The organism is Caballeronia sp. GAFFF2 (assembly GCF_023631485.1).
Lineage (GTDB): Bacteria > Pseudomonadota > Gammaproteobacteria > Burkholderiales > Burkholderiaceae > Caballeronia.
On sequence record NZ_JALQDA010000030.1, the window covers coordinates 409,512 to 436,374 of the forward strand.

Genomic DNA, 26,863 nt, shown 5'->3' on the forward strand with positions numbered 1-26,863 from the left:
CATTGCCGCGCGCTGCCTGCTTTCTATAAGCCATGACCAAAGAGACACCGCTCCTCGAAGTCGTCGATATTCATAAGCGTTTCACAGGCGTTTATGCGCTGCGTGGCGTGAGCCTCTCGTTTGAACGCGGGCAGATCTATCATCTGCTCGGCGAGAACGGCTGCGGCAAGAGCACGCTCATCAAGATCATCTCGGGTGCGCAACCGCCCGATGAAGGCGAACTCGTGATCGAAGGCGTGAGACATGCGCGGCTATCGCCGCTCGAATCGCTTTCCGCGGGTATCGAGACCGTTTATCAAGACTTGTCGCTGCTGCCGAACATGAACGTGGCGGAGAATGTCGCGCTCACATCCGAGCTTGCCGAACACAACGGCAAGCTCGCGCGCACGTTCGATCGCCGCGCGCTTGCCGAAACCGCTGCACGGGCGCTGGAAGCCGTGGGCTTGCCGGGCGATGCGGATTTTCAGAAGACCTTGATCGAGCAATTGCCGCTCGCCACGCGGCAGCTCGTGGCAATCGCACGCGCCATTGCCAGCGAAGCGAAGTTCGTCATCATGGACGAGCCCACCACGTCGCTCACGCAAAAGGAAGTGGACAATCTCATCGCCGTGCTCGCGCGTTTGCGTGCCGACGGCGTCGCCGTGCTGTTCGTGAGTCACAAGCTCGACGAGTGCTACGCAATCGGCGGCGAAGTGATCGTGCTGCGCGATGGTCAGAAAATGGCGCAAGGTCCTATCGAAAACTATACGAAGGCGCAGATCAGCGAGCTTATGACGGGCAAGCATCTTTCAACCGAGCGTTATCGCGCGCAAGGGGAAGAAGGCGCATCGCAGATCGTGCTCGACGTGCAGGCGCTCGGACGCAAAGGCCAGTTCGCCGATGTATCGTTCAAGCTGCACAAGGGCGAGATACTCGGTGTGACGGGGCTGCTCGATTCGGGCCGTAACGAACTCGCGCGCGCACTGGCAGGTGTCGCGCCCGCCGACATGGGCACGGTCACGCTCGACGGCATGCGCGTGCGCCTGCAAACGCCGGCGGATGCGAAGACGCAACGCATAGGCTATGTCCCGGAAGACCGCCTGAACGAAGGGCTTTTTCTCGACAAACCGATTCGCGATAACGTCGTGACCGCGATGATTTCGAGCTTGCGGGACCGCTTCGGTCAGATCGATCGCAAGCGCGCGCAGGAGCTTGCCGAGCGCACCGTGAAGGACTTGCAGATCGCCACGCCCGACGTCGACAAGCCCGTGCAATCGCTTTCGGGCGGCAATCAGCAACGCGTGTTGATCGGGCGGTGGCTTGCCATCGATCCGCGCGTGCTGATCCTGCACGGACCGACTGTCGGTGTCGACGTGGGATCGAAGGACATCATTTACCGCATCATGCAGCGGCTTTCGAAGGAGGGCATCGGCATCATTTTGATCAGCGACGACTTGCCCGAACTGCTGCAAAACTGCGACCGTATCTTGATGATGAAGAAGGGCCGGATTTCGAGCGAGTATCGCGCGGATCGTCTGAGCGAGGCCGAGCTTTATCACGCGTTACTTTCAGAGGCAGCATGAGTATGAGCGAATCCATCCGCCGCACGGGAAGCGAGCCGGTGCCGCAAGCCGTGAGCGACGTCGCGCCGCGCGTGCGCAAGGGCAGTCTTTATGCGCGGCTGATGCGCAATCCCGAGTGGTTCACCCTAGGTCTGATTCTCGTAACGTGTCTGATCGTGGGTGGCCTGAACCCGCGGTTCTTCCAATTCGCCACGTTGTTCGACTTGTTGCATTCGGCGACCACCGTATCGCTCTTTGCGCTGGGTACGCTCGTCGTGCTGGCTTCGGGCGGTATCGACGTGTCGTTCACGGCGATAGCGGCACTCACGATGTATTCGATCACCAAGGCCGTCTTCGCATGGTGGCCGGAGTGTCCGTTCGCGTTGATACTGATCGCGGGCGCGCTGGGCGGCGTCTTGCTTGGCATCATCAATGGCATGCTCGTGCATCGGTTGAAGGCGCCTTCGCTGATCGTGACGATCGGCACGCAGTATTTGTATCGCGGCTTGTTGCTGACTTTCGTGGGCACGCAGTTCTTCATGAACATTCCGCACAGCATGGATACGTTCGGACGCCTGCCGCTCTTCTTCTATCACACGTCCGATGGTTTGCGTGCCGTGTTGCCGGTCTCCGTGCTCGCGCTCGTGATCGCGGCGGTCGTCACATGGTGGCTGCTCAATCGCACGATGATGGGTCGCGGCGTCTACGCGATGGGCGGTAGTCTCACCATCGCCGAACGGCTCGGTTACAACTTGCGCGCGATCCATCTGTTCGTGTTCGGCTATACGGGATTGCTTGCGGGCGTCGCGGGCATTCTGCATGTATCGACCAACCGGCTTGCCAATCCTTTCGACTTGGTCGGCACGGAACTCGATGTGATCGCCGCCGTGATTTTGGGCGGCGCACGCATAACCGGTGGTACGGGAACGGTGGTGGGCACGTTGCTCGGCGTCGTGCTCGTGACGCTCATCAACAGCGTGCTGATTCTGGTGGGCGTGCCGAGCACTTGGCAGAAGGTGATCATCGGCGCATTCATTCTCGTCGCAGGGACGTTGTTCGCGCTCGGACGACGGCAGTAGTGGGTTGGTCGTTCAGAAGCCGCAGAGAGCCCGCATAGCGTTTTGCGGGCTTTTTTACGCGTGCTTGCGTCTGCGCTGCCCTTCCTCGGTGATGACCGAGTCGAACTCGGAAATCTGTGAGAAGCGCACGGCCTTGACCTTGCCGAGCTTGCTTGCATCGACGACGAGATGGCGCTCCACCGCGCTTGCCATGGCCGCCTGCTTGATGGCCACTTCGTGAAAGTTCCAGCACGTCACACCGCGCGCTTCATCCACGCCACCCGCCGACATGAACGCCTTGTTGATGCCCATACGCCTCAGCGTCTCGACGCTTTCATCGCTCGCAAACGATTCGGATGACGGCACATAGACGCCACCAAGAAGGATCAGCCGGACATTGGGCTTGCGGCGCAAAATCTCGGCCACGTTGAGCGAATAGCACACGACGGTGAGATGCATGTCCGTGGGAATCTGCCGCGCGAGCGTGGTAAGCGTGGTGCCGCAATCGATGAAGATGGTCTCGCTATCGGTAAGCAGATGCGCGGCATGGCTCGATGCAATCGCCTTGGCCTGAGCGAAGTGATCCTTCTCTTCCTCGATGGTATAGCCTGCTGCATTGGGCAAATCCGCCGCGCTGACGATATAGCCGCCGAGGTAAGTGAATTGACCGGGATGCGCTGCGATATCGCGGCGAACGGTCATCTCGGAGACGCCGAGCAAGGCGGCTGCATCGCGCAAGCGCATCACGTTCTGCTTTTCGAGCGCGCTTGAGAGCACGCGCAGGCGTTCGGGTTTGGCCATCGGATTACGGCTTTTATGCGGTGTTAGGTTTTAGTCGTGGGTTGAAAGGATTATAACAATGCGGACCGGCGTGTGAACGCTGGCGCGGGTAAGTACGGGGTTGTCCATATGGCCAAGCAGTCGAGCGAGCGTTAAGCATCGGCCGCTCTACGCTATATTCTTGCTCCTCCAAGAACTGACCAAACCGCAATGTCCGAACCGCTCTCCGATGACGCACGACTGGCCGCCGCCATTGACCGCCTGAAAGTCGAATTCCCGAAAACGCGCGAGCTCTACCGGGAAGTCTGCACGCTCCTGTTCTTTCGATTCGGCGTGCCGCCGACGGCCAATCGCCTTTACAGCCTGGTTCGGCGCGGCACCATGAGCACGCCGGCATCGGTGCTGGGCGAGTTCTGGGCCGAGTTGCGAGAGAAGAGCCGGGTACGCATCGAGCATCCGGACCTGCCGCCGGATTTGAGCGATGCCGCTGGCGAACTCATCGGCACGCTTTGGACGCGCGCAACTACGTCGGCACAGGCCGAACTCAACACGCAACGCGAAGAGCTTGACGCGCAACGCGCCGGGGCCGAGCAGAAGGTAGTTGCGGCGCGCGAGGAACTGGGGCGCATGGAAACGACGCTGGAACAGCGCACGGTTGCATTGTCGGCCGCACAGGCGGAGATTCGCGAGTTGGAGCGGCAACGCGCCGAAGACGCGGCCACGCGAAAGGCAGTCGATGCCGAAATCAAACGGCTCAACGACGAAGCAAGCGCACGCGCCCGAGAACTGGACAAGGTGCGCGAAGGCTTTTCGCGCGATCTCGAGAAGCTGCGCGAAACGGCGAGCCGCGCCGAGGAGCGTTTGAGAGCATCGGAGAAACGCGCGCTGCTCGAAATCGATCGCGAACGCAGCGCGACGGCCAAGCTTCAAAAGGAACTGGCCGAGGCGGTCAAACGGGCCGACAAGCGCGATGTGGACCATCGCCGTGCCGTCGATGTCTTGCAAGCGCAAGTTGGCGACGGCCGTCATCATGCCGGCGTGCTCCAAGGCAAACTGGCAGCGCTGGAAACGGCGCATGCGTCGTTGAAAGACGAGCTCAAGTCGATGCGTGATATCGATAAGACGACGCCCAAGCGTGCGACGCGTAAGCCCGCGGTTAAAAAGACCGTCGCGGCACGCAAGAAAGGCGGCTAAAGCCTTCAGTGCGCGTCGTGAGTCAGCTCCCGCCAATCCGATGCCAACGCAAGGAGGGTGTCTGCGCGCATCCGCATGAACAACAATGGCTTCCATCGCAAACGTTTCGGGAGCCAGCATGTCAGCACGTATTCAAGCCTCTTCCGTCGACGCATACGCCACGCGTGGGAGCTAGCCGTGACTACCGCCACCTGGCTTGCCTTCTCCATTGCAACGCTCGCCGCCACGGGCTCCCCGGGCCCCAATGCCATGCTCGTCGTGCGCAATACCGTGCGTCACGGACTGTATGCCGCGCTCTTCACGGTCTCGGGCAATCTGTGTTCGCGCTTCGTCATGGCAAGCGGCGTCATGCTCGGCTTGAGCGCCTTGCTCAACGCATCGCCGTGGCTTGTCATCGGTCTGCGGCTAGCGGGCGCGCTATATCTGATCTGGCTCGGCATACGCGCGATGCGTGGACAGGGCCCACAAGCCGCGGTCACGCATGTGACGCCGCACGTCAGGCAGCCTTGTCTGCGCATCTTTCTTGAGGCCGCTACGGTATCGCTCGTCAATCCGAACACGCTCGGCTTCTTCGCGGCCGCCGTGCCACAGCTAGTCGATCTGCATACGCCGATACTGCCGCAACTCGCCACGCTCATCGCGATCGATACAACCGTGGTGCTCACTGTGATGTCGACTTACGCGTTCGTCACGCATGCCGTGCATCGGCGTATCACGAGCCACAGTCGTCTCATGATGATTCGGCGCGGCGGCGGTGCTGCGTTGGTTATCGTCGGACTGACGATGCTGCCGCTTCGTTGATACGCACAATGTCGCATCGAAACCCGTTAAGCAAAGCCGACGACCGTTTCGATTCGCAACGTTAAGAATCTTTACGGTCAGCCCTTTCGACCATTCAGCGATTTGCGGCGAGTCCCGCCAGCCGGGGCTTTCGCATGATTGGCCCAGCCCTTGCATTGATAGCTCCGATAACAAACCGGAGCCGTCCATGATCGAAGCAGGCCGAACCGCCACGCTTACGCATACCGTCTCATCCGCCGATCTCGCCTCTGCTCACGCGCATGAAGCGGATGAGCGCTATCCCGACGTGCTATCCACGCCCGCATTGTTGTCCCTTATCGAGCGCGCCTGCGCGGAACTCATGCGCGACTCCCTGCGCGACGGGCAGCTCTCCGTGGGCGTCACCACGCATCTCAATCATCTCGCACCGACACCACATGGCGCCGATGTCTCCGCCACCGCGACGTTTCGTGCAATCGAAGGCGCGCTGTACTGGTTCGACGTTGTCGCAGCCGATAACGGCGGCCCCGTCGGCAGCGCGAGCCATGCACGGGCCATCGTCGAGAGATGCGTCATCGAGGCGCGCGCCGCGAAGCGCCGTTCGTCATGAGCGTGCCCGCCATAACGAAGAATTCGCGGCAAAGGCCGCTCAACCGAGGAAAGACATGGACGTGGCTGTGACTGCCCAAACGCATGGCGTGTACTTCGACGAAGCCATCGAAACGCTGCCGTCAGCCGGCGTGCGTCGTCATCAGGACGCGCTCTGGTCGACGCAATGGACGTATCTGCGTGCAATGTCGGCGTTCTATCGTTCGAAGCTTGCACGCTGGATCGAACGCGACGACATCACGCTCGATTCGCTGCAGGACCTGCCCTTCACGGAGAAGGACGAGTTGCGCGTGAGTCAGGAGGGTGCGTCGCCATTCGGCGATTACGTGGCCTGCGCGGAAAGCGCCATTGCGCGCTTGCATCGCACGTCGGGCACGACCGGGCGCCCTTTGATTCTCGCGAACAGCACACGCGATGCATTGGACATTGCCCGCGTCGGCGCACGCTCGATGTGGGCGGCGGGTCTGCGCCCCGATGATCGCGTGATCCACTGTCTCAACTATTGCATGTGGACCGGCGGCTTCACCGATCACACCATTCTCGAAGCCACTGGCGCGACGGTGGCGCCGTTCGGTGTCGGCAACACGCGGATGTTGATCGACTCCATTCTGAGTCTCGGCATCAACGCGATTTCTTGTACGCCTTCGTATCCCGCGCTTATCGAGCAAGTGTTGCGCGAAACAGGCGGACCTACACCGCGCGAACTCGGCCTGAAGCTCGGACTGTTCGGCGGCGAAGCAGGTCTCGACAACCCCGAGTTACGCGCGACGATGGAAGACAAGTGGGGCTTCAAGGTGCGCAATGCGAACTTCGGCTTATCGGAAGTTCTGAGCATTCTTGGCGGACAGACGGACTGGACCAACGACCTCTTGTTTCATGCGGCGGATGTCGTGTTCGCGGAGATCATCGATCCGGAGACACTCGCGCGTTTGTCCATGGAAGAGGGCGTCACGGGCGAGCTCGTGTGCACGCATTTGCGCAAGCAATGTCAGCCACTCGTGCGTTATCGCACCCGCGACGTGGTGACGGTGACTGCCGTCGATGCCGGCGAGGATGGACGCACGGCATGGCGTTTTCGCGTGACGGGTCGCACCGACGACATGTTCAACGTGCGCGGCATCAACGTCTTTCCGGGTGCCGTCCGGCTCGCTGTGGAAGCGCTGCCGCAATGGGCCTCGGGACAGTTTCGCATCGTGCTCAAGGGCGATGGCCCTTACGACCGCATTGCGATGACTGTGGAAGCGGCGAGCGGTCTCGATATCGCCCGCTGGGGCGATGCCGCGCATCACATCGAGGCGGCCGTACGAAATCGTATAGGCGCGAGCGCAACGGTCACGATGGTGCCATTCGAACATTTTCCGCGTACCGAGGGCAAGACGCGCTGGATCGACAAGGAGCTCGCATGAGCGACGTGACGCTACACATGGAAGGACCGGTTGCCATCGTCACGTTGAATCGACCAGAGCGCATGAACGCAATCGGCGGTGCGTTGCTCGACGATCTGCACGACGCGCTGCAAGGCGCGCTCGGCGATGCATCATGCCGCGTCATCGTGCTCACCGGTGCGGGACGCGCGTTTTGCGCGGGCGACGACCTCAAGGAGTTCGACGCCCAAAGCGAAAGCGATGAAAGTATCCGCAGTCATATCGGGCGCATTCAGCGCATCACACGCGATCTGATGTTCGGTGCCAAGCCCGTGGTCGGCGCGGTGCATGGTTATGCTGTCGGCGGCGGCTTCGAGTGGATGCTCAATTGCGACATCGTGGTCGCATCGGACGATCTCGTGTGCTTCTTTCCCGAGATGGAGTGGGGGCAATTCGTGACGGGCGGCGTCACGCATCTGCTGCCTCAGGCGATAGGGCATCAACGCGCGATGGAGCTTTGGTTGCTCGGCGAAAGTCAGAGCGCGCAGACGCTGCTATCGATGGGTTTGGTCAATCGCGTGGTTCCGCGCGATGCCGTACTTGAAACCGCGCTCGAACTATCAGCACGTATCGCACAACGCTCATCGACGTCCGTATCGAAGCTAAAGAAACTGGTGACGAGCGACCTGTCGGGCTTGCTGGCTCGCAGTCTCGAACTCGAGAGTGCCGTCACCATCGAGGCATTCGCGCTGCCGGATGCCGCCGAGCGCGTGAAGGCCTTCGCGAACAGGAAGACGTCGCAATGAGTCCCAAAGCCCTTACGTTCGATTACTTCGGCACGCTCGTCGATGTGGATCAAGGCGGCACGCTCGGCATGGCGGAAGTCCTGCGGCGCATCTCGGTCGAGGCAGACGAACCTGTCTCTCAGATCTATCTCGATTGGGACATCCGCAACGTGCGGCTTTATCGAGGCCAGGCATACGCGCGTTATCGCGATGTCGCGCAACAAGCACTCGCCGATTGCCTCGATACGCACTGGCCCGGCGCGCGTAAAGGCCATGCGATGGAAACGCTAAACGACGTGTTCCTCTCGCATCTGGTCGAAGCATCGCCGGCACACGCCGATGCTGAGCCATTCCTCGATTGGGCTGCGGCGCGCTATCCGCTCATGCCGATCACCAACATGGACAGCGATCTGTGGCGGCGCACGCGGCTTACACGCTATTTCGAGCATGTGACAACAGCGGAGATGGCGCAGGCCTACAAGCCATCGCAGGCGATCTTTGCGCTCGCGCTCGACCGCCTGGCGGTGAACGCGCACGACGTGCTGCATTGTTCGCTCGCGAGCTGGGCCGATATCGACGGAGCAAAGCCTCTTGGTATGGCGGTGGCCTGGATCAATCGCACGCAAGAGACGCTCGGAACGTGGCAGCCACGTCCCGATTTCGAATTCGACACGCTGTCGCCGGTACGGGACGTTCTTGAAGGTCTGTCATTGACTGCGACTGGGGAAACGATATGAAACGATTCAACTTGGCGATGGCGTTCATGGCATGCGCATTGACAATGGTCGGCGCAACGCGCGCGGCATACGCGCAGGAAGTGATTAAGATCGGTGTGGCAGGGCCGCTCACCGGCAGCGCGGCGCAAAGCGGCAAGGACGATGAGCGCGGTGTACGGCTTGCCATCGACGAACTCAATGCGAAGGCTTTCACAATTGCAGGCAAGCCCGTGCGCTTCGAACTGATCTCGATGGACGACCAGGGGGATCCGAAAGTAGGCGTGAGCGTAGCGCAAAAGCTCGTGGACGATGGCGTATCCGCCGTCATTGGCCATTACAACTCGGGCGTGAGCATTCCCGCCGCGCGCATCTACAACGATGCGCACGTGGTGATGATGACCGGCGCGTCATCGAACCCGCAACTCACGCACCTCGGCTATCCCTATGTCTTCCGGCTCGCGACCAACGACAACGTCATGGGTGGCCGCATGGCGCTTTATTCGGCGAAAGTGTTGAATGCACAACGCGCCGCGGTAATCGATGACCGCACCGCTTATGGCGTTGGCGTCGCCGATGTATTCGTCGACAGCGCAAAGAAGGCGGGCTTGCAGGTCGTCGCGCGTGAATACAGCACGGACAAGGCAACCGACTTCAAGGCCATTCTCACGCAGATCAAGTCGCGTAATCCGCAGGTCGTGTTTTATGGCGGCTACTATGCACAGGCCGCGACGCTTGCGCGGCAAATGGGCGAACTCGGCATCAACGCAACGCTCGTAGGCGGCGACGGTATTTGCTCGCCTGAATTCGACAAGCTATCGGCCGGAGCCGCCGACAAGCGCATGTTCTGCGCGCAAGGCGGCGCGCCGCTCGACTCGTTACCGGACGGCAAGACCTTTCGCACGAAATTCAAGAGTGCGTTCAGCGCCGACGTCGATACCTATGCGCCCGCGTTCTATGCCGCAACGCTCGTCGTCGCGGACGCGATGCAGAAAACGGGATCGTCGAAGCCCGAGGTGTACGTCAAAGCGCTGCGCGAGCAGGCGTTCACGAGCATTCTCGGCCCCGTGCGCTTCGATGCAAACGGCGATTGGGTCGATGCGCCGGTCACGGTGTATCAGTTGAACAGCGGCGCGCTCACTGCGATTGCGCAGAAGGATTGACGCGTCCGCTCTGAAAAATCGCAGTGCGGCGGCGGGATTTTGAACTGCTATATTCGATGACGTTGCCCGACCGCTTGCAGGAAGACATGGCCACCGTCGCGCTCGATCCCGATACCGTCACGCTCGAAGGGGCACTCGCCAGCACGAGATGGAAGAGCGCGCGCGTGCTTGCCGCAAACGAAGCACGGGTATGCCTGTTCACGCTGGATCGCGCGGGGCACGTGCTGGAAAGCATCGACGAATTCACGAAAGCGGACGCGGCGACACGCGATACGTTCTTTGCGCATTGTCCGTCCGCGCAGCTTGCCGCGTTGGCGGAAGCGGCCACGTCGATGTCGGATGGACGCTGCGTGATGCTGACGCTCGCGGGACGCGCCGCATCGTTTGCGCAGGCGTTCGCGCTGCGAGTCGAGACGCATGGGCGACGTGTTTTCCTCGTCGCATTGCGTGTGCTTGACGCAAGCTGCAACGGCAAGGGCTCGCCTGCAAGCCTCATCACGCTGCTGGGTGCAACGCTCGACGTGCTCCTCCAAAGCGCCTTCGATCTCGCCGTGTACGACACGCTCGTCGAAGAGCAACGCGCGATCATCGACCATATCGGCGATGGCTTGATGGTGATCGGGCAGGGCCATGTGCTACGCCACGTCAACTCGGTGGCGGGGCGTATTCTCGGCATCGATCCGAAAGCGAGTATCAGCAAGACGCTCAACGAGGTGATCGACTTCGAGCCGATTATTGGCCCGATCTTTCGCACCGGCGTGGGCTATGTTGATCGCGAGTTGATAATCGACTCTCCAGCGCGCCATCTTCATCTACTGGATACGGCCATTCCCATCAAAAACCGCTGCGGGGAAGTGGTGTCTGTCGTCAACACGTTCCGTGAGATGCGTCGTGTGCGGAAGATGGCGGGACGCTATGCGGGCAACCATGCGCGCTTTACCTTCGACAGTGTGATCGGTTCGAGTGCCGCTTTGAAGCGCGCGCTCGATGCGGCGAAGAAGGCGGCGCGCGGCGCGTCCAACGTCCTACTTTCGGGCGAAAGCGGCGTCGGCAAGGAGGTTTTCGCGCAGGCCATTCACAATGCGAGTGTGCGCAGCACGCTGCCGTTCATCGCAATCAATTGCGCGGCGCTTCCTCATGCGCTCATCGAAAGCGAACTCTTCGGACATGCGCCCGGCAGCTTTACGGGCGCGGCGCGCGATGGTCGTCCAGGCAAGTTCGAATCCGCCGATGGCGGCACGGTATTCCTCGACGAGATTTCGGAGTTGCCTATCGACGTGCAGGCGAAACTGCTTCGCGTGTTACAGGAACGCGAGGTCACGCGTATTGGCGATACACGAGGCATTCCGGTGGACGTTCGCATCGTCTGCGCGAGCAACCGTGATCTTGCGGCCATGGTGCGGGAAAAAACCTTCCGCGAAGACCTGTTTTATCGATGCAACGTAATCGAGATCACGATTGCGCCGTTGCGCGAGCGGCGCGAAGACATCGCGGCAATGACGGCATTCTTCCTCGAACGATACTGCACGCGGATGCACAAGCCGACGCCATCGCTCTCGAAGCATGCGCTGCAACAGCTCGAAGTTCACGCTTGGCCCGGTAACGTGCGCGAGCTGGAAAATCTCGTCGAGAAGATGGTGAATTTGAACGAAGGCGATTGCATTGCGGATGTATCGCCGTTTTTGCGCAGTACGACGAGCGCGCAGCCAGGCAGCGATACGCGCAACGCTTCACGTCAAGAGCCAGTGTCGCTTCAGGAGGCCGAGCGCATTGCGATCGAGAATGCGCTCGAAGCATGTCGCTTCAATGTTACGACCTGCGCGAAGTTGCTGCGCGTATCGAAGCCCGCGCTTTACGCGAAGATGAAGCGGCACGGCATTCGTATCGAGCGGTCGCTTCGACAGCCGTTCTAGAATCTCGTTTCCAAGAGCCACCCTATGTTCCTGAGGTTCGCCTCGATTTGCTCGAGAGCGAATAACAGCGTAGCCAGCGCCTGCAGTTGTTGCGACGACTCATCACGACGTTCGGCGGCCTCTACGAAGCGCGCTTTGACGGATGCGGATGCATCGCCGAGCGGCTTTAGAAAATGCTCGCTGGGTGGAAGCGCGGCGCCGTCGCGCAGGTACGCGGCGAGTTGTTCCAAGTAGCCGCTCGCGCATTCGCCTACTGCGTTGACGCTTTCGCGCAGCAGCTTGCGCTCATCTTCGGGAAGCACCCTGCATTGCGATTCCCCGACACGATCGAGCAGTACCAGCCCATGCCACAAGGTTTCGAACGCTGTCAGCGCCGCACTAAGCGTCGGTCCTGCGCGAAAGCGCGCCTTGACGCGAGCATCGCTACTGACCGCGCGAGCGTCCACGAGACGGCGTAAAAAGCGCTCATGCAAGGCGTCGACGGATGCGCGGTTCTCTACGGCGCTCAAGATCGGCAAGGCATGCAGCAATGCGCGGCAATCGTCGATGAGATCCCCCATGATGCCGAACGCACGCGAGCGCGCCAGTTGTGGCCAGACGCTCACCGATACCACGATGCCGATGGCAGATCCCAACACGATGGCCTCCGCACGCGACATGGCGCCCGCGAAGCCCGCCGAAGGCTCGAGCGCGATTGCGGCAGCGACCACGATGCTGTAATTGGTCGTCGGGAAGATCGACGACATCAGGCATGTTGCGAGCGTGGCGACGCCTAACCGCAGTATCGCGTCGCCGGCATCCGGGAAGACATGCAGGGTCGCCAGACCGACAACCGTACCGGCCACCGCGCCAATCATCTGACCGATGCCATGTTTGAGACTGCGGTCGAAATTAGCCTGAAGGGTGAACAGACTAGAGAAGACGGCCCAAGTCAAGCTCGTCGAGCCCATCCGCTTCATGCACGCATAAGCGAGCGCGCTTGCAATCAGGGACTGGAGACAGATGCGCAATGCATCGAACCGATCAATGCGTCGGTAACGATTCGATAGGGCGGTCACTTAGGGGCGTGAGGGCTTCGATTGAACGAAATGCGGGTTTGCCATACGGAGGAGCGCTTTATTTCTCATGCAGCGCTTGAGCTAAGAAAAAAATAGAAGCGGAAAAAACCGCGTTTATGAAGGCAGATTTTGGCGTACGCACGTTCGTATAAACAGTCGAATCTCGGATAAATTTTTGATGCGATGATTCCACGATATGAGAGTTCACGCCTGAGGCCACCGTCCGACATGGCCTTACGCCAAATAAATTAACAAAAGGTAAGATCTACTTAGCAACAACGACATCAAAATTAAAAAGGTACAATTTGCCCTTAAGCGGCGATTGACTAGCGTCATTTGTTCCGCTCAGACTAATTCGAACAGCCCTTTTCTTGCTTTTCTTCCAGAAAGTACCGAACGAGGGTTCACGAGGCGTGTCATTTTAGGTAATATCCTCTTATCGTATGACCTCTAAGGCAAGCGTTTGCGTTCCACAAGGTGCGTATCTGCCATGTCTTCTGCAAATCGCGGAACCACTGTGTCTCTCGGAGTCGTCAGAAGTTCCTTAGTTTTTTGATGCAGCAAGGGTTAGTCACCGCGCAACGGCCGTTATTTCCGGCATCGCGCATCGGTGATCACCATCCTTAGAGCTTCCAAGGTCGACACGCTGTCAGATAGCGTAAGTACCTTGGTTCATCCGTTAGCAGTCCTCTTTAAAGGGGGCACGAAGACATCAATCTCTAACCTCAGGGAGTTTTCCGCCCGACTTGGCGGAAGTACGAAACGATGATTAATCGACGGAAATTTCTAGCTAGCATGACCGCGCTGCCCGGAACCTATATGCTGTCCGCTTGTGGTGGCGGAGGTGTGGGCGAACTGCCGGAGTCGTCGGCAAAGGCTTCGGATGACTCCGCCTTGCCGGATTCGACTGCCAAGGCAGCAGCGAACGCGTCAGCGGATGGCACGACCATCCCTAACGGAACGTCGATCATCGATAAAACGGGAGCCGTGTGGACGCTCTCAGGCGGTATGGTCTACAAGAACAAGACCTCTGTGTCGATTGCAAATGTCGTCATGCTTCTTTGGTCGGGCGGCAAGATCTACCAGAAGAACAAGAGCAATCAGTTCTATGTCTGGTCGAACAAGTGGCTCGCATGTAACGACCCGCGCGTCGACGTCGCCGCACCGGCAGGCACCTTCTTCGGCATGAATGGTCACTGGGACTACCGCTATACGCCCGCCGAGACCATCTCTATTCTGAAGGCCTTGGGCTGTACCATGTATCGCCTCGGCAGTAACGGCACCACGCAGCAGAACAACGCCGTAGCCAAAATGGCTTCGGCCATGAATGGGACCGGTATCAAAATCCTCGCGCTCGTTCAGCAAGGCTTAACCGACGCTTCGGGCAATCTGTTCGGTAGCGAGGCAGCGGCTTACGCTACGGCCTACAACACCGGCATGACTGTGGCCGCCGCGCTCAAGCCGCACGGTGTGACCATGTACGAGTGTGGCAACGAACTCACCCGTCGCTCGCAGACCGTGCTGCATTCGAACCGTGCGGGTACGGACGTAGTGGATTTCAACAACGCGAACTGGCCCGTCATGCGCGGCGTCATGCGGGGCCTGATAGCTGGTGTGAAGGCCATTCAGCCGGACGCGAAGTGCGGCATCAACTTCTGCGTGGCGGACATCGGTGCATCGGATGCACTTTGGGACGGCATGCAGCCGGACGGTACGAGCGGGCATCCCAAGGTTCGCTGGGACATTACGACATGGCACAACTACGAGGTGTACGGCGACTTGTTTGATATCGGTTCGGACGGCGCGGGACCTCACTTCGATTTGCCGCAGTACTGCAAGGCACGCTACGGTGTTCCTTTCATGATCACCGAGTGGAACGCGAATCCCGAGCAGACCGATGCTTACCGCGCCACGTTTGTCCAATCGCGCCTGCAGTCGTTCTACAACGCACGCAAGACGCACAACATCCAGTCGACCATGTACTACGTGCTCGATAGCGGCGATCACACCTTTGGCATCATGACCAACGGCGTGCCTATCAACCCGGTGTACTCGAGCTACACCAACTTCGCCCGAGCGCGCTCTGGTGCTTGATTGCCCGCGCTAGTGACCGGAAACATAGTGGTCGAGTTCACTGTGGTTCCGGCCGGACGGCGAGCGCGCTTCTGACCGGCGCTCTCGCCGTGCGCGAGCGAAGAAAGCGCATCGAAAGTCCGCGAGACGACACCACAAGAGACAGCACAAGCGCCAGCGGTAACACGTTGGATGGCGACGTCAAGCGGTGTTCCGTGGCCGCCATGACCATCAGGCAGACCGAAGAAAGCTCCACGAAGCGAAGCGCAACGAAGTCGCGCGAGCCTCTCAAGAGCAACGATTCCTGTGCCTTCCGCTGACACCAACCCGTCAGCCTCCAGTAGAAAGACAACATCAACACCAGTCCAACGATCCCGAGTTCCGCGAGGAAGTTGAGGTAAGAGTTGTGCGCGTGCGAGTCGCTATGATGCGTGGTGATCCGCAGCGGTTGGGCGAATAGGTGAAAGTAATTGATGTATGAGGCTATTCGATCATCGAACGATCCAAAGCCCATTCCCACGATAGGACTCTGCTCGAAGTACGCCAGCGCACGAGGCCATAACCATTCATAGCGGATGTTAAGATTCGCCACTTTCTCGTCGGGATCGCTGATCGCGAACGTGTAGCCCATGTAATTGATGTGCGGTAACGTATGCCACTGCGCCACCGCTAGCGACGCCAGGATCATCCCTGCGATCATGGTCGCCAGCACCCAGCGTTTGCGACCCAGCACAATGTAAGGCACGATCATCACGATGCCGAGCAACGAGCCGCGGCTGTAAGTCGACCAAAGCATCAAGAAGTTCGCGCCCATGAGCGCAAGCATTGGCTTGCTGGGTTTATGCATGTAGTTTGCAATGCCCAGGCAAAGCAGCATGGCAAGGAAGCCGCCCGCCGCATTTCGTGCGATGAACAAGCTCCCGTAGCTATCGCTGGGATGCTTGAGAATCGAGAGCAGTCCGGCGTGTGCCAGATAATAAGCGTAAAGCGGAGCGTTGACGCAGACCGCGAAGATATAGAAGCGGCGTAGAAGCTTGTTCAGATCGAGGTCGTGCGTGTATAAGAAGCCTGCGAGTATCGGCGCGTAAGAGATGTAAAAGTTGCCATCGCGACGATAGAATTCGAAATCGACGAGAGAAGCGGGATCATAAAATATGGTCGATATCGTCGCGAACGCGGCAAAGGCCACGAGCGGCGTGACGAACGAAGGGTAAGAGCGTCCGAAGAAACGCCACCCGTAAAGAAGGATCGGCAGAAATCCTATCGCGCTTAACGGCACGAAGTTCGTCACTGTCAGCAACAACGCAATCAGCGTTATGTAGACCATGCTGAGTCCCCTTGATTTAATGCTTGAGCTCAGGCCTTACGCCGCAGAACAAGATAGCTGAGATGCTTTTTTTCGCCGGTGCCGAGTGCGGCAGGCGTAGAAAAGCTCACGTTGATCTGACTGCCCTGACGCTTTTCGACCTGAGCCGTCGACACGGCGCCGGTAACTGCATCTATCAGCGATGCATCCAATCCGCCGCTTGCAAGCTTGCTACCATCACTCAACTGTACGGTCGATTGTCCTGGGGAAGAGCCGACCAGGACGATCAGATCGTTGTCCGAGTACAGCGCCTGAGGACTCTTGTCGTCGCTTGCCGTGACTTGGCCTGTATAGGGCGAAAGCGTGCCGCGAAGCGTCGAGCAGAGAACGATCAATGTGCGGCCGGGGACGTTATAGGTACGTGGCGTGCCACGCTTGGTGAGTCGGAATGGATCGTAGCCGTCCCAGTGATAAATCATCGAGACATATTTGTTCGGATCGTCCCATCCGCGCTTAAGCGCCCATACCGCGAACGAAAAAAAATACTGAGGCAGGTAATGTGGATCGATCATGTAGCGGTCGCCGATCTCCGTCTGCCAGATGCCTCGAACCGTCCCAGGCTGCACGTAACGCGAGTAAAGCTTGTCCAGATCCTTGACGCTCATGTAGTGAGTGTCGAGATAATCGACATTGTCGATCATGCGAGTCTGGTAAGTGCCGCTGCGATAATCGAGCCACTTCACGTACGAATCCACGCCGCCTTGATCGGGCCAGCCGCCATAAACAACATAGCCTTTGTACTTCCTAATGATGGCCGCCGCCGGAAGATGGATCTTGTCTACATAGTCCTGCATGGCGCTGTCATAGCTGGACGAGAGCTTACGGTCCTTGTTATATCCCGATCCGTGCCAGAAAGTCGCCTGCGGCGATCCCCCCGACAAGCGCCCGGCCGCTTCATTCCAGATCTGGAAATACTTCACGTTGTACGGAGGCGCGCTGTACTTGCTAACGGCCGCTTCGACATATTTCTGCCAATAGCTCACGTCCTTAGGCGCGGATTTCGAATCGCCGTCAACGCTCGCGTTCCACTTCGGCGTATAGCCAAGATAGAGCAGCGTATGCACGCCGTTTTGATTGTTCCTTAAAATGCAGCTCGACAAGTCCACGTCGAAACCCGGACTCGTCTTCGAGACGATCATTGCGTCGCTTGAAGAATTCGGCTGACCAGGTCCCACCGAGTCACGGCCCCAAGTCAATCCCATTTCGCGCCACATACAGATGTCGGTAGGCGTCTGAGGAAAACCATTCGAGCCGATGAGGTCTGTAATGCGTCGCGGTCCGGTGCTAAGGGCTGGACAATTGCCTTGCGCTTGTGAATTCAACGCGTGAACGCTTAGCGCCGGCGCTGCGCTAAGGCAGGCCAGTCGCAAAAGCGTGCGTCGCTTTTCAAATAGCTTGGAAAATGCGCTTTCTGGGATCGAAGGATCGTTAGTCAAGGTATTCAGGCAAAGAGACTGTAATGCCGCGGGCAAGCCGCGCAAGGCGGCGACGAATACTAGTCGCTAAGGCGGCTAGCATTCGCTGCAAGAAGAAACGCGATGTGCTTCGTTGCTTAGCCCGGTTGTGCCGCCGCTGCGGTGTCCGCCATGATGTAGCTATAGCTCTTGTCGCTACGGCGTATCGGAATAGCGTTGAAGACCGCGCCGAGCACGCGCGCGTCGGATCTCTCAAGCTTCTTGACCGTCTCCGAAATTTCTTTCTCACTCTGCAAGCCCGAACGCAGCACGAGTAAAGTGGCGTCGGCCTTGGTTGCAACGATAGAAGCGTCGCCCACCGCGAGCATCGGCGGCGTGTCGATGACGATCACGTCAAAGAGCGGTCTCAAGTCCCTCAATACCTCATCGAACGATGTCTTCATCAAGAGCATGGCTGGATTTGCGCCGCGCGATCCGCATGACATGAATGAAAGGCCATCCACGCCTACAGACCGTACCACCGAGTGTAGATCACGATCGCCGCGCAGTACTTCATGCAGGCCGCCAGCGTTGCCTTGACCGAATAGCGATGCAAGACGTCCACGACGCATGTCGCCATCGATGAGAAGCACGCGATGACCGATCTCCGCAAGCACTGCCGCGAGATTAGCCGCGATAAAGCTCTTGCCAGCGCCTGGTGTCGGTCCGGTCAGACAGATGACTTTGTTTGGGATATGACTGAGGTCATTGAGTAGGGGCGAGCACACCTCTCTGATCGCTTCGACCGCCGGGTCTTGCGGGTATTGCGCGGCAAGCAACGCCAGATGATCGTCACGGAACGGATCAGCGCTTCTACGTTTGGACCGGTAGGGCGCCGCAATGCCAGTTGAACGCTTGCCCGGAATTCTTGATGAGCCGGAAGGCAAGGCGAGCCGTTGGGCAGCGCTCTTCGAATACATCATCTGATGCTGGCTGAAATAGACGGCACCGATGAGCGGAACGCTAAGCTCTTCGATGTATGACGGGTCAGTGACGCCAGTCATGACGTGCTTGCGGATGAAGACCGAGAACACGCCAAAGATGAGCCCGACAAACACACCGCCACCAATCACGAGAAGTCGATTAGGTTTGACCTGATGCAAAGGCGTGATGGCGTAGTCGACAATATGCGCGCCACCTGTCGAGCTCGCACGCCGCACGGAGAGCTGCTCCGACTTCTGCACCATCCCAAGGTAAATCGTTTCGGCAACTTTGGCGTCACGTTCAAGATCGAGGCTCTGGCGCTCGGAGGACGGCATCTCGGAGAAGCGCGTGTCCAGCGTCGACATTGCGCGCTTGAGATCGTTGAGCTGATCGTCGATATTCACTATCCAGCGGCTGCTCGGCTGGAAGCGATTCAGAAGCTGAGTCCTCTCCATCTGCAAAGCTGCATATTGCTTTTGCAGTTCGATGCCACCTTGAAGATACGCTTGCGACTCTGCGGTCGGTTGCAATGCCTTGGCTCTGGAACGGTATTCGTTGAGCGCCAGTTCCGAGCGCTTGAGATCCGCCTTCAATCTCGGCAATTCCTGATTGATAAACTCCAACGTGGCGCTGTCCGAGCGTTGCTTCGCGGCCACCGCGGTGGCAATGTACTGATCGACAAGTGAGTTCGTCACTTGAGCCGCTTTCCAAGGGTTGCTGTCGAGGAATGTAAATTCGATGACGCCCGTGTCTTTAGCCATGTCCTGCACTTGCAGCAGGTCGGTGAAACGCGCTACGGCATCGCGCGAGTTATAGCGGATCAAAGTGAAGTCGGTACCCGGGCGAGCGACGATCTTCTTGATATCGAGCGATACACCGTTGGCGCTGGCCGGCTTGCCAGCGACGCCCGCAATGAGCAATTCGCCGGAGGGACCCGAAAGCTGATAATGCCCATCAGCACCTGCCGTCAAAGTGAATTTCTCTTCTTCCAGTTCATGCGGCACGTCGAACGAAGCAACCTGCAGTTGCTCGCCACCCCACGCGAATGAGCTGAGCCCAAGCCAAGGAGACGCGGGCCTTCCCGGCGTAGCCAATTTATTCGCGAGCGACCCGATAATAGGGATCTGCTTCGGAATCACGGCGACATCGAATCGATATTTTTCGATGACCGGCTGAAGCACGGATCGGCTCGTCATGACCGCCATTTCGGCGCCAGGAGACGGGTTCATCAATACTTGCGCATCCTGATTCTGCAGGGCGATGCCAAGCGCATTGGGCTCCGTTGGATCGACTCTGACCACCGCATCGCCTTGATATTGAGGCGTGGCGAGAAATGCATACGCGACCGCGATCAATGTGACGCCAAGCGCCACAAGGAGAATTTCCTTGTAATGATCTCTCATGAGAGCCAACATGGCGCGCACAGATAACTGGCCGCGCTCGTGGCTAAAATCAGGCATATGTGTGGCGACGGAGTCTTTCACGTGTATTTCCCGGAGCGTGGAACAGGATAGAAAGCTTACGAATGCCCGGTTAAAACCGGGCCGCACTATCACAAACGCGCTACGCGTGAGCGGCGATCAATCGCAAGACGAGGCTAAGCACGGTGGAACCGCGCAAACGAAGACACGTTTGACCTTGGTTGGTCGCCGCGTCTTAGACGATCTTTCTTTCAAATTAGTGACCTTCGAAATAAAGAACTCTAAATGTCACATCAGAGTCAGGCTTTAACGCCTATCGTGCCTTTGAAGAGGCTGAACCCAATTTACCTTGGGAGAGTTTTTTGGAAATGTGGTCCTCCTCACACACGTACGGAAGCGCGCTTCGCGCAAGTTGCATTGACAAAATTTGCGCGCATACGGCAAACGCATGCCAGGCGGTTCTGAACCGGCCCAAAAAGGGATAAGTGAGGCGTCTTCATCTAAAAAAATAGAACGATAAACACGACGCCTCATAAGCATTTAATAGGCATCGCCCGGTTTGCGCGAGACTGCGGGCTGAACGATAAACGGCGCGTCGTTGGTTAATTCGACGCGAACTTCGCCTACTGTCATGACCTCGCCTTTTGCCGTCTCGGATCCGTTCACGCGCACTAAGGAAACGACATACTCTCGGGTCGCGCCAGCGCCCATCTTGGCAAGCGCCTCGGTTGCGGGAAATTCAAGCTCGACGTCGCCGTGATGCGCAGCCCCGGCTATCTCGAATGGACCGAGCGTGCCAATAAAATAGGTGGATTTGGCGGTTTCGGCGTCGACCTTATCTGGCAAGTTGAGATAGACGTTATAGAAGTATCCGCCAGCAGCGCCTGCGCGCGTCAAGGCGAGTCCGTCGAAGACAATCTTGACCGACCGATAACGACTTGCAGGGACGGCTAGCGCCTGCGTTGCCGATGAGCTTTTAGCGTCCGTGGACGAGGCAATCGACTTTGCGGATAGTAAATCCTGAAGGTCTTGCGTCGAACTCGCTTCCGTCGTTACGCGAACGCTGACCGATGCTTCTCGTAGTGCCAAGCCTTTCACGCCGCCTATTGCGCGTCGTCCGGTGGCAAGCGTGCGTGCGGGTGTGGCGGCAAGGCTCACGAGTGCCGGGCGCGAGCGAAGCGGTGTGATTTGCGCCTGGACGCGAATAATGTGCGCTGCATTTGCCTGCGGCGGAAGCGCGGTAGGGCGATTGGTGTTGGCGTAATCGTAGCCAAGCGTGCGACGGTTCGAATAACAGTCGGACTTTTTGATGGTTAATCCCGTTGCATAGGTGAACGTGCCTGCCCAGTAAGCTGCAGTCGGAACAGGCATGGTTCTGCCATCAGGCAAGGCCCATGCATGCCAGAGGCGATCCACGTTTGCATGATGCAGGTAAAAAATAGGATCGCGCGGCGATTGCATTGTTGCCATGACGTTGCCGATCAGGTTGTGCACCGGATTGTGAGGCGCGGTTTCGAATTTTTCCTCGAAGGAGTTAGCGGTCCCGCGCTGAAAATTTACGGTCGTGGCGGCGAATGGCGACAGGTCCAGCGACGAGTACACATTGTTGTTTAGCCGCGGACAAAAAAGCGGGTTGCCGCTAGCCGAATCGGTGAATTCTGGTGGGATGCTTGGTGTGTGAAACCAATCCCAGTACGGCAGCGTCAGAGCGTTGTCACCGGACACGATCCGCAACTGCTTCTCCAGGTAATAAAGATATCCGCGATGCCAAGCCAAAAAATATGGCATCTTATGCGGACAGTAATTAGCATGCACGTTCGCCCAGTACAGCCAGGAATTGGGACTGCTGGCCGTCTTGTTTGCCATCATGGTCTGCAGAGCGTTAATGAACGATCCATATTGTGGCGTCAGCTTGAATTGCTCCCATTCGAGGCGTACGTATGTCGTGGTAGCCAGTGCGTTTTGTGGAAAGGGAGCCACAAGTAATGCGGACGCAGAGGCGCCCAGGAAAGTGCGACGGTCAAGTTTGAGATACGACATCAGCGCTCCATAACGTAGTTTGCCTAAGTAATGCGGGTCCGTCGAAGCGCGATCTTGGTGCGCTTTTTCGTGTCGGAAGAGGTTCAGGCAAGGGCGGATCGGACGAGCCAAGGGCTCGATCAGCCTGCTTCAGGCGGGTGGCGACTTCGAACGTTCGCGTAGCCGAGGAATTGACGTGTTGATATGAAGTTCTACTGCATTCGATGCCGTTCTGATCGTACGGTCTCGCACACGACAAAGTGTTTTCACCGAGCTTTCGACACGAACGAATTTATACCGCTGCAGCCCCGCCCGTAAGCCCGCATAGTAGGGCTTGAATTTTTCGAACTTGTGTTCTTAACCGGCTAAGCGCACCTTTGCGAATGACGCAGTGCGATAGTTTGAAGGACTTAATGGTCTTTCATGCGATTTTTCGAGCGCTGCTTAGCGCGGCTGTGTCTGTCGCTGTTTGCCGCACTCATCGCGTGTGCTCGCCCGTGACTGGAATGCGACACGTGAAACCCTTCACGCTCGAGTACATATATGGCTTCTTCGTTCCGGAAGAATTTTGCGGTTTTGTTGCTTCTTCAGGTATCGACCTACGCGGTTCCACTGCTCACGCTTCCCCTGCTCACCCGCGTGCTTACACCGGAGGGGTACGGGCGCCTCGCGTTTGCGCTGGCCTTCATTAATTATTTTATTGTCTTGACGAACTACGGCTTTGGCTTAACTGCTACGCCGCAAATCTCCGTCAACCGCGCCAATCGCGAAGAGCGCTCTCGAGTCTTCTGGTCGACGCTTTGCGCGCAGGGTGTGGTCACGATTGGCGGCTTTACCATCTTGCTGACCCTGTCTTTCGTGTTTGACCGCCTTGCACAAGATCGCGAACTTCTCCTCCTAGGCTTTGGCCTTGCCGTTGGCGCGATGCTCACGCCGACGTGGTATTTCCAGGGCATCGAAGACTTGCGCATCACGGGCGCCATTGTCTTTGCGAGTCGCGTGCTGAGCGTTCCCGCGATGTATTTGCTCGTGCACAGTCGAGACGACATTTACTGGGCAATGGGCGTCAATTCGCTCGTACCTTTGATGTCGGGTCTGACCATCATGACGTACCTTTACTTTCGTCGTGAGCTCGACTTTGTTTCCGTATCGCTGGATTCGATTGCAAAGTCTCTCAAGGACGGCTGGAGCGTCTTCCTCGCGACAGCCATCAATGAATACAGCGCGTCGAGCAACACGGTGCTGTTAGCCCTTATCTCCGGGAACGTTGCCGCCGGCTACTTCGCTGCGGGCGATAAGCTGATCCGCGCCGCCATAGGCATCATGAGCCCGCTCAAAACCGCCGCTTATCCGCGCATCAGCTATCTGATGCATCATTCGCGCGATGCGGCTTTTTCCTTCTTGAGAAAAATGCTAGCGTTCCAAGGGACGGTTGTTGCGTTGATCTCTTTGACCATCTTTACAGCCGCGCCATTAGCGGTGAAATTGCTTTACGGTCCGCACTATCAGCCTACAGTCGACGTATTGCGTCTCATGGCGTTCGTGCCGTTCCTGTCAGGTATTGCAGATGTTTTTGGCGTGCAGACCATGCTGCCCCTTGGAATGAAGTCGCAGTTTGGGCGCGTGCTTTTGGGCGCGGCGGTTCTTAACGTTGCGCTTCTGACCGTTCTATCCACTTTCTTTGCGGAACTAGGCGCCGCAACAGCGCTTCTCACAGTGCAGGCATACGTCGCGATCGCCATGGCGACAACGCTCTATATGCAGCGAGTTCCGTTCTTTTTGAAGCAGGGCGTTCCCGAATGAAGCGGCAGGCGCCGCCTCGGCGAGATAGATTGTGCGATGGGGTTGCTTTAAGCGACGTTCTTGAGAACAGGCTTAGTCAACGCAGTTTGATAGACGTCGATATAGGCATCGACCATCGCGGCAACGCTAAAACCTTCGGCGTATTGGCGCAAGCGGTCGTGCAATGACGTGTCCTGCAAGAGCTTCACGGCATCGCGGAGTTTGTCTATAAGCGTGTGCGGCTGCTCCATATCGAAGAGAAGGTTGGAGCCCGGCTCGATTACTTCCGGAATTCCACCTGTGTTTGCAGCCACGACCGGCACGCCGTGTGAGTAAGCTTCGACCGTCACGCGTCCAAAGGGCTCATTCCATTTCGATGGCACGATGAGAATGTCGATAGCTTCCAGAAATTCGCCAGGCTTCACTTGCCCCAGGAATTCGACGCGCGGGTCGGCATAGTTCTCTTTCAGCTCCCCCAGATATTCCGCATCGCCCTTACCACCGATGGCAAGCGTCCATTCGAGCGAATGATCCGCAAGAAGCTGCTCGAACAAAACCTCAAGTCCTTTTTCCGGCGAAACGCGTCCGAGCACGCCAAGCCGTACAGGGCCGCTTTCGTACTTTGAAACGCGCTTAATGGGAACAGCATCGTCCAGCGGAACATAACAATTGCTGATGACCTCGGTGCGCATTGCGCTTGGGAAGAAGCCATTATCGACGTGCTTCTGCAAGACAAATCTGCTTACGCCGACGGCCACGTCCACACTCGCGGATGCGGCACGCTTTGGTCCCGCATACAACGAGCACATGCCGCATTGACGCTCACAAGGTTTCGCACCGGAAAACATGGTGGACGTCGGGCACATGAGATAGTAGTCGCGAGCTGTATGCACTATAGGCACGTTGGCATTACGAGCCACGCGCCAGATGTCAATTGAGAGGCAGGAAAGGTTGCTCGTGTTGACTATGTCGGGCTTTTCCCGCGCAATGATATTTTTGAGCTTCCGCGACATGATCACGTTGTGCAGATCGATGGCGTGCCAGATGAGCTTGACGACAGACGAATGCTTCTTCGGTTTGTGCGGCCAATAAACATTGACCGAGCGAAGATGGTAGACCTTTACGCCGTTAAGTCTGCTGATCCGATCCACGCCGGCGCCTGTAGCGCAAACTACGCACACTTCCATTCCGGCCTTGACGAGACCCTCTGCAAGGAGTCGCGTCGATATCTCTGCCCCGCCGACGGAATCCGGATGATACAAAGTGTTCGCGATGAGTATTTTCACGGCATCCGCAGTAGTTGGTGTTATCGCTGATCCAGGAAGCGTTCCGCAAGTCATCTGTAATACTACGGTATTTATTTAATCCTTGGTAGGTTGCGTCTTTAAGTAAAGCGCACTTTCGTGGCGTTCGCCATAGAGAATTTGCGCAAGCGCATACGCAGCGCGGTCCCACCTGAACTGGTTGGCTCGCGCGTATCCGCGTTGACGATGCCACTCGCGGACATCGTGTTGTGTGGTCATCACTTCGATCTTCGCAGCAATATCAGCGGCTGAAAGCGGATCACAGTACATGGCCGCGTCGCCACAGACCTCGGGAAGCGAAGCTTCCGAAGACGTAATGACCGGACACCCGCAACGCATGGCCTCTAGCGGCGGAAGTCCGTAACCCTCATACAGAGATGGGAAAACGAGGCAAGCAGCGCTTCCATACAGCGCCTTCAATTCGCCGTCCGATACAAAACCTGCCCAAGTCACCTTATCTGATTGCGCGACGCCCTGCACGTCCTGTGCGGCGAAAACACGCGGATTTGCTCCTCCCGCCACGACAAACTTGATATCGGATTTTTTTTCGAGCAGCTTCGTAGCATCGAGCACGCGCTGCAGATTCTTGCGAGGATCCAGGCTCCCGACTAGAACGCAGAATTTCCCTTTCTCAAGCGATAGATGAGTGAGAATAGCCGGATCAGGCTCTATGCGATCCATGTGATCCGCGCCGGGACGAATAACCTCGACATGCGATTCCGCTAAGCCTAGATGGTGGCAAATGCGCCGTTTCGAGAAGTCCGATACGGTGAGAATCAGTCGGGTCTGCTTAGCGAGAACTGAGAACTTGAATCGGTACCAAAAAGAAAACTTTTTCGAGAATGCTTGAGGGACGTCGTAAACCGCCATATCGTGAATCATCACCAGTTGGCGACGTTTAAGCAACGGCCCGGTATTGCACAAGCTGATCAGTGTGTCCTGTGCCGATTCGAGCGGTAAAACGACTTGCTCCCACAGGTTTCCCTTGAGCAACCGCGGCAAACGCCATTTGCGGCTGGCTAGTCCAAGGTCTTTGGCGTCGGGTGGCACCACGAGCGGCAGATCGTTCGGAGTCGAAGCCTGCGCCTGCAACGCCCGCGTCAATTCAAATGCAACGCGTTGCACGCCTGTGATGCGTTGAGATGCAAATTTGCCATTAATGGTAAACCCCATGGACCCCCCGTCAATACTGCGAATTATTCCGGTGCGTACCGGCTACGACGTGGTACGAAGGCTTATCGTTCGGCCACGGGAATTTGTGAACTTGCATTTGTCAGACGTTCCAATTCGGCCGTCTCAGCTACTTCAATTAGAAGCCGTAAGTCCGACACGAGAACGGCGGATGACCGCATGTTCAAGGCATCAGCGGTGTTAATCGACTTCCTAATTCGCTCCAGCGCAAATTGCACTGCTTTCATGGAAAGCTCTCCGAGGAAGATAACCATTGCTCAACGACAAGGAAGGCGAGTCCCGGACAAAATAGTCCGAGATGGAGGAGCCCAGCCCAGCGACACGTGCAGTCGGCGTCAGTGGTGCACGCGCATTGGTGTGATGAAGACACA

20 protein-coding genes are annotated in these 26,863 nt (G+C 57.9%); 12 read left to right on the top strand and 8 right to left on the bottom strand.

What is annotated here, in order from left to right; translation table 11 throughout:
• Window positions 1-32 precede the first annotated feature (32 nt).
• Window positions 33-1,562, top strand: coding sequence for a sugar ABC transporter ATP-binding protein (locus NCT04_RS24065; RefSeq protein ID WP_244831368.1), 1,530 nt, complete (start codon window positions 33-35; stop codon window positions 1,560-1,562).
• Window positions 1,559-2,620: an ABC transporter permease gene (locus tag NCT04_RS24070; protein ID WP_244831369.1), complete on the top strand. Its 1,062-nt coding sequence runs from the start codon at window positions 1,559-1,561 to the stop codon at window positions 2,618-2,620. Before NCT04_RS24065 ends, NCT04_RS24070 begins: the two co-directional genes overlap by 4 nt.
• Before the next feature lie 54 nt (window positions 2,621-2,674).
• On the opposite strand, the gene NCT04_RS24075 is transcribed toward NCT04_RS24070, so the two are convergent.
• On the bottom strand, window positions 2,675-3,400 hold the full coding sequence (locus tag NCT04_RS24075; protein ID WP_244831370.1) for a DeoR/GlpR family DNA-binding transcription regulator: 726 nt from the start codon (window positions 3,398-3,400) through the stop codon (window positions 2,675-2,677).
• 189 nt (window positions 3,401-3,589) lie between these two features.
• Here NCT04_RS24075 and NCT04_RS24080 point away from each other — a divergent pair, with 189 nt between their 5' ends.
• The 8 genes from NCT04_RS24080 (at window position 3,590) to NCT04_RS24115 (ending at window position 11,900) form a co-directional block, all read left to right on the top strand.
• The gene (locus NCT04_RS24080) at window positions 3,590-4,573 is read left to right on the top strand and encodes a DNA-binding protein (protein ID WP_250468014.1); all 984 of its coding nucleotides are present in this window, start codon (window positions 3,590-3,592) and stop codon (window positions 4,571-4,573) included.
• A 177-nt stretch (window positions 4,574-4,750) separates the two neighbouring features.
• Window positions 4,751-5,374 carry a LysE family translocator gene (locus NCT04_RS24085; RefSeq protein WP_250468015.1) on the top strand — a complete coding sequence of 208 codons (624 nt, stop codon included), beginning with the start codon at window positions 4,751-4,753 and terminating at the stop codon, window positions 5,372-5,374.
• A 187-nt stretch (window positions 5,375-5,561) separates the two neighbouring features.
• Window positions 5,562-5,963 (top strand): thioesterase family protein, encoded by a 402-nt coding sequence (locus tag NCT04_RS24090; RefSeq protein WP_250468016.1) that lies wholly within the window; start codon window positions 5,562-5,564, stop codon window positions 5,961-5,963.
• 55 nt (window positions 5,964-6,018) lie between these two features.
• Window positions 6,019-7,368: a phenylacetate--CoA ligase family protein gene (locus tag NCT04_RS24095; RefSeq protein ID WP_250468017.1), complete on the top strand. Its 1,350-nt coding sequence runs from the start codon at window positions 6,019-6,021 to the stop codon at window positions 7,366-7,368.
• The gene (locus NCT04_RS24100) at window positions 7,365-8,132 is read left to right on the top strand and encodes an enoyl-CoA hydratase/isomerase family protein (RefSeq protein WP_250468018.1); all 768 of its coding nucleotides are present in this window, start codon (window positions 7,365-7,367) and stop codon (window positions 8,130-8,132) included. The genes NCT04_RS24095 and NCT04_RS24100 overlap by 4 nt, the downstream gene beginning before the upstream one ends.
• The gene (locus NCT04_RS24105; protein WP_250468019.1) at window positions 8,129-8,848 is read left to right on the top strand and encodes an HAD family hydrolase; all 720 of its coding nucleotides are present in this window, start codon (window positions 8,129-8,131) and stop codon (window positions 8,846-8,848) included. Before NCT04_RS24100 ends, NCT04_RS24105 begins: the two co-directional genes overlap by 4 nt.
• The gene (locus NCT04_RS24110; protein ID WP_250468020.1) at window positions 8,845-9,987 is read left to right on the top strand and encodes a branched-chain amino acid ABC transporter substrate-binding protein; all 1,143 of its coding nucleotides are present in this window, start codon (window positions 8,845-8,847) and stop codon (window positions 9,985-9,987) included. The genes NCT04_RS24105 and NCT04_RS24110 overlap by 4 nt, the downstream gene beginning before the upstream one ends.
• Before the next feature lie 86 nt (window positions 9,988-10,073).
• Window positions 10,074-11,900, top strand: coding sequence for a sigma-54 interaction domain-containing protein (locus tag NCT04_RS24115; protein ID WP_250468050.1), 1,827 nt, complete (start codon window positions 10,074-10,076; stop codon window positions 11,898-11,900).
• Here the strand turns inward: NCT04_RS24115 and NCT04_RS24120 are convergent.
• Window positions 11,897-12,910, bottom strand: coding sequence for an FUSC family protein (locus NCT04_RS24120; protein WP_250468021.1), 1,014 nt, complete (start codon window positions 12,908-12,910; stop codon window positions 11,897-11,899). The genes NCT04_RS24115 and NCT04_RS24120 overlap by 4 nt on opposite strands.
• 813 nt (window positions 12,911-13,723) lie before the next feature.
• Here NCT04_RS24120 and NCT04_RS24125 point away from each other — a divergent pair.
• Entirely contained in the window at window positions 13,724-15,052 is a 1,329-nt protein-coding gene (locus NCT04_RS24125; RefSeq protein ID WP_250468022.1) for a hypothetical protein, read from the top strand.
• A 37-nt stretch (window positions 15,053-15,089) separates the two neighbouring features.
• Here the strand turns inward: NCT04_RS24125 and NCT04_RS24130 are convergent, their stop codons facing one another.
• From NCT04_RS24130 to NCT04_RS24145, 4 genes are all read right to left on the bottom strand, one after another.
• Window positions 15,090-16,322, bottom strand: a complete 1,233-nt coding sequence (locus tag NCT04_RS24130) for an O-antigen ligase family protein (RefSeq protein WP_502800701.1) — start codon at window positions 16,320-16,322, stop codon at window positions 15,090-15,092.
• A gap of 65 nt (window positions 16,323-16,387) precedes the next feature.
• On the bottom strand, window positions 16,388-17,833 hold the full coding sequence (locus tag NCT04_RS24135; protein WP_250468023.1) for a hypothetical protein: 1,446 nt from the start codon (window positions 17,831-17,833) through the stop codon (window positions 16,388-16,390).
• A 116-nt stretch (window positions 17,834-17,949) separates the two neighbouring features.
• Complete coding sequence (locus NCT04_RS24140) at window positions 17,950-20,259, bottom strand: polysaccharide biosynthesis tyrosine autokinase (RefSeq protein ID WP_250468024.1); 2,310 nt, start codon at window positions 20,257-20,259, stop codon at window positions 17,950-17,952.
• Between the two features lie 477 nt (window positions 20,260-20,736).
• Window positions 20,737-22,236 (bottom strand): tyrosinase family protein, encoded by a 1,500-nt coding sequence (locus NCT04_RS24145; protein ID WP_250468025.1) that lies wholly within the window; start codon window positions 22,234-22,236, stop codon window positions 20,737-20,739.
• Window positions 22,237-22,758: 522 nt separating this feature from the next.
• Here NCT04_RS24145 and NCT04_RS24150 point away from each other — a divergent pair.
• Window positions 22,759-24,018, top strand: a complete 1,260-nt coding sequence (locus NCT04_RS24150) for an oligosaccharide flippase family protein (RefSeq protein ID WP_250468026.1) — start codon at window positions 22,759-22,761, stop codon at window positions 24,016-24,018.
• 47 nt (window positions 24,019-24,065) lie between these two features.
• Here the strand turns inward: NCT04_RS24150 and NCT04_RS24155 are convergent, their stop codons facing one another.
• Together NCT04_RS24155 and NCT04_RS24160 are read right to left on the bottom strand one after the other, a co-directional pair.
• Window positions 24,066-25,283: a glycosyltransferase family 4 protein gene (locus NCT04_RS24155; protein WP_250468027.1), complete on the bottom strand. Its 1,218-nt coding sequence runs from the start codon at window positions 25,281-25,283 to the stop codon at window positions 24,066-24,068.
• Window positions 25,284-25,358: 75 nt separating this feature from the next.
• Window positions 25,359-26,474, bottom strand: coding sequence for a glycosyltransferase family 4 protein (locus tag NCT04_RS24160; protein WP_250468028.1), 1,116 nt, complete (start codon window positions 26,472-26,474; stop codon window positions 25,359-25,361).
• Window positions 26,475-26,863: the final 389 nt, after the last annotated feature.

Excerpts from the sequence above, each read along its gene's own strand:
- NCT04_RS24065 (WP_244831368.1), top strand. The coding sequence starts at position 33 with ATGACCAAAGAGACACCGCTCCTCGAAGTCGTCGATATTCATAAGCGT.
- NCT04_RS24070 (WP_244831369.1), top strand. The coding sequence starts at position 1,559 with ATGAGTATGAGCGAATCCATCCGCCGCACGGGAAGCGAGCCGGTGCCG.
- NCT04_RS24075 (WP_244831370.1), bottom strand. The coding sequence starts at position 3,400 with ATGGCCAAACCCGAACGCCTGCGCGTGCTCTCAAGCGCGCTCGAAAAG.
- NCT04_RS24080 (WP_250468014.1), top strand. The coding sequence starts at position 3,590 with ATGTCCGAACCGCTCTCCGATGACGCACGACTGGCCGCCGCCATTGAC.
- NCT04_RS24090 (WP_250468016.1), top strand. The coding sequence starts at position 5,562 with ATGATCGAAGCAGGCCGAACCGCCACGCTTACGCATACCGTCTCATCC.
- NCT04_RS24095 (WP_250468017.1), top strand. The coding sequence starts at position 6,019 with ATGGACGTGGCTGTGACTGCCCAAACGCATGGCGTGTACTTCGACGAA.
- NCT04_RS24100 (WP_250468018.1), top strand. The coding sequence starts at position 7,365 with ATGAGCGACGTGACGCTACACATGGAAGGACCGGTTGCCATCGTCACG.
- NCT04_RS24105 (WP_250468019.1), top strand. The coding sequence starts at position 8,129 with ATGAGTCCCAAAGCCCTTACGTTCGATTACTTCGGCACGCTCGTCGAT.
- NCT04_RS24110 (WP_250468020.1), top strand. The coding sequence starts at position 8,845 with ATGAAACGATTCAACTTGGCGATGGCGTTCATGGCATGCGCATTGACA.
- NCT04_RS24115 (WP_250468050.1), top strand. The coding sequence starts at position 10,074 with ATGGCCACCGTCGCGCTCGATCCCGATACCGTCACGCTCGAAGGGGCA.
- NCT04_RS24125 (WP_250468022.1), top strand. The coding sequence starts at position 13,724 with ATGATTAATCGACGGAAATTTCTAGCTAGCATGACCGCGCTGCCCGGA.
- NCT04_RS24145 (WP_250468025.1), bottom strand. The coding sequence starts at position 22,236 with ATGTCGTATCTCAAACTTGACCGTCGCACTTTCCTGGGCGCCTCTGCG.
- NCT04_RS24150 (WP_250468026.1), top strand. The coding sequence starts at position 22,759 with ATGGCTTCTTCGTTCCGGAAGAATTTTGCGGTTTTGTTGCTTCTTCAG.
- NCT04_RS24160 (WP_250468028.1), bottom strand. The coding sequence starts at position 26,474 with ATGGGGTTTACCATTAATGGCAAATTTGCATCTCAACGCATCACAGGC.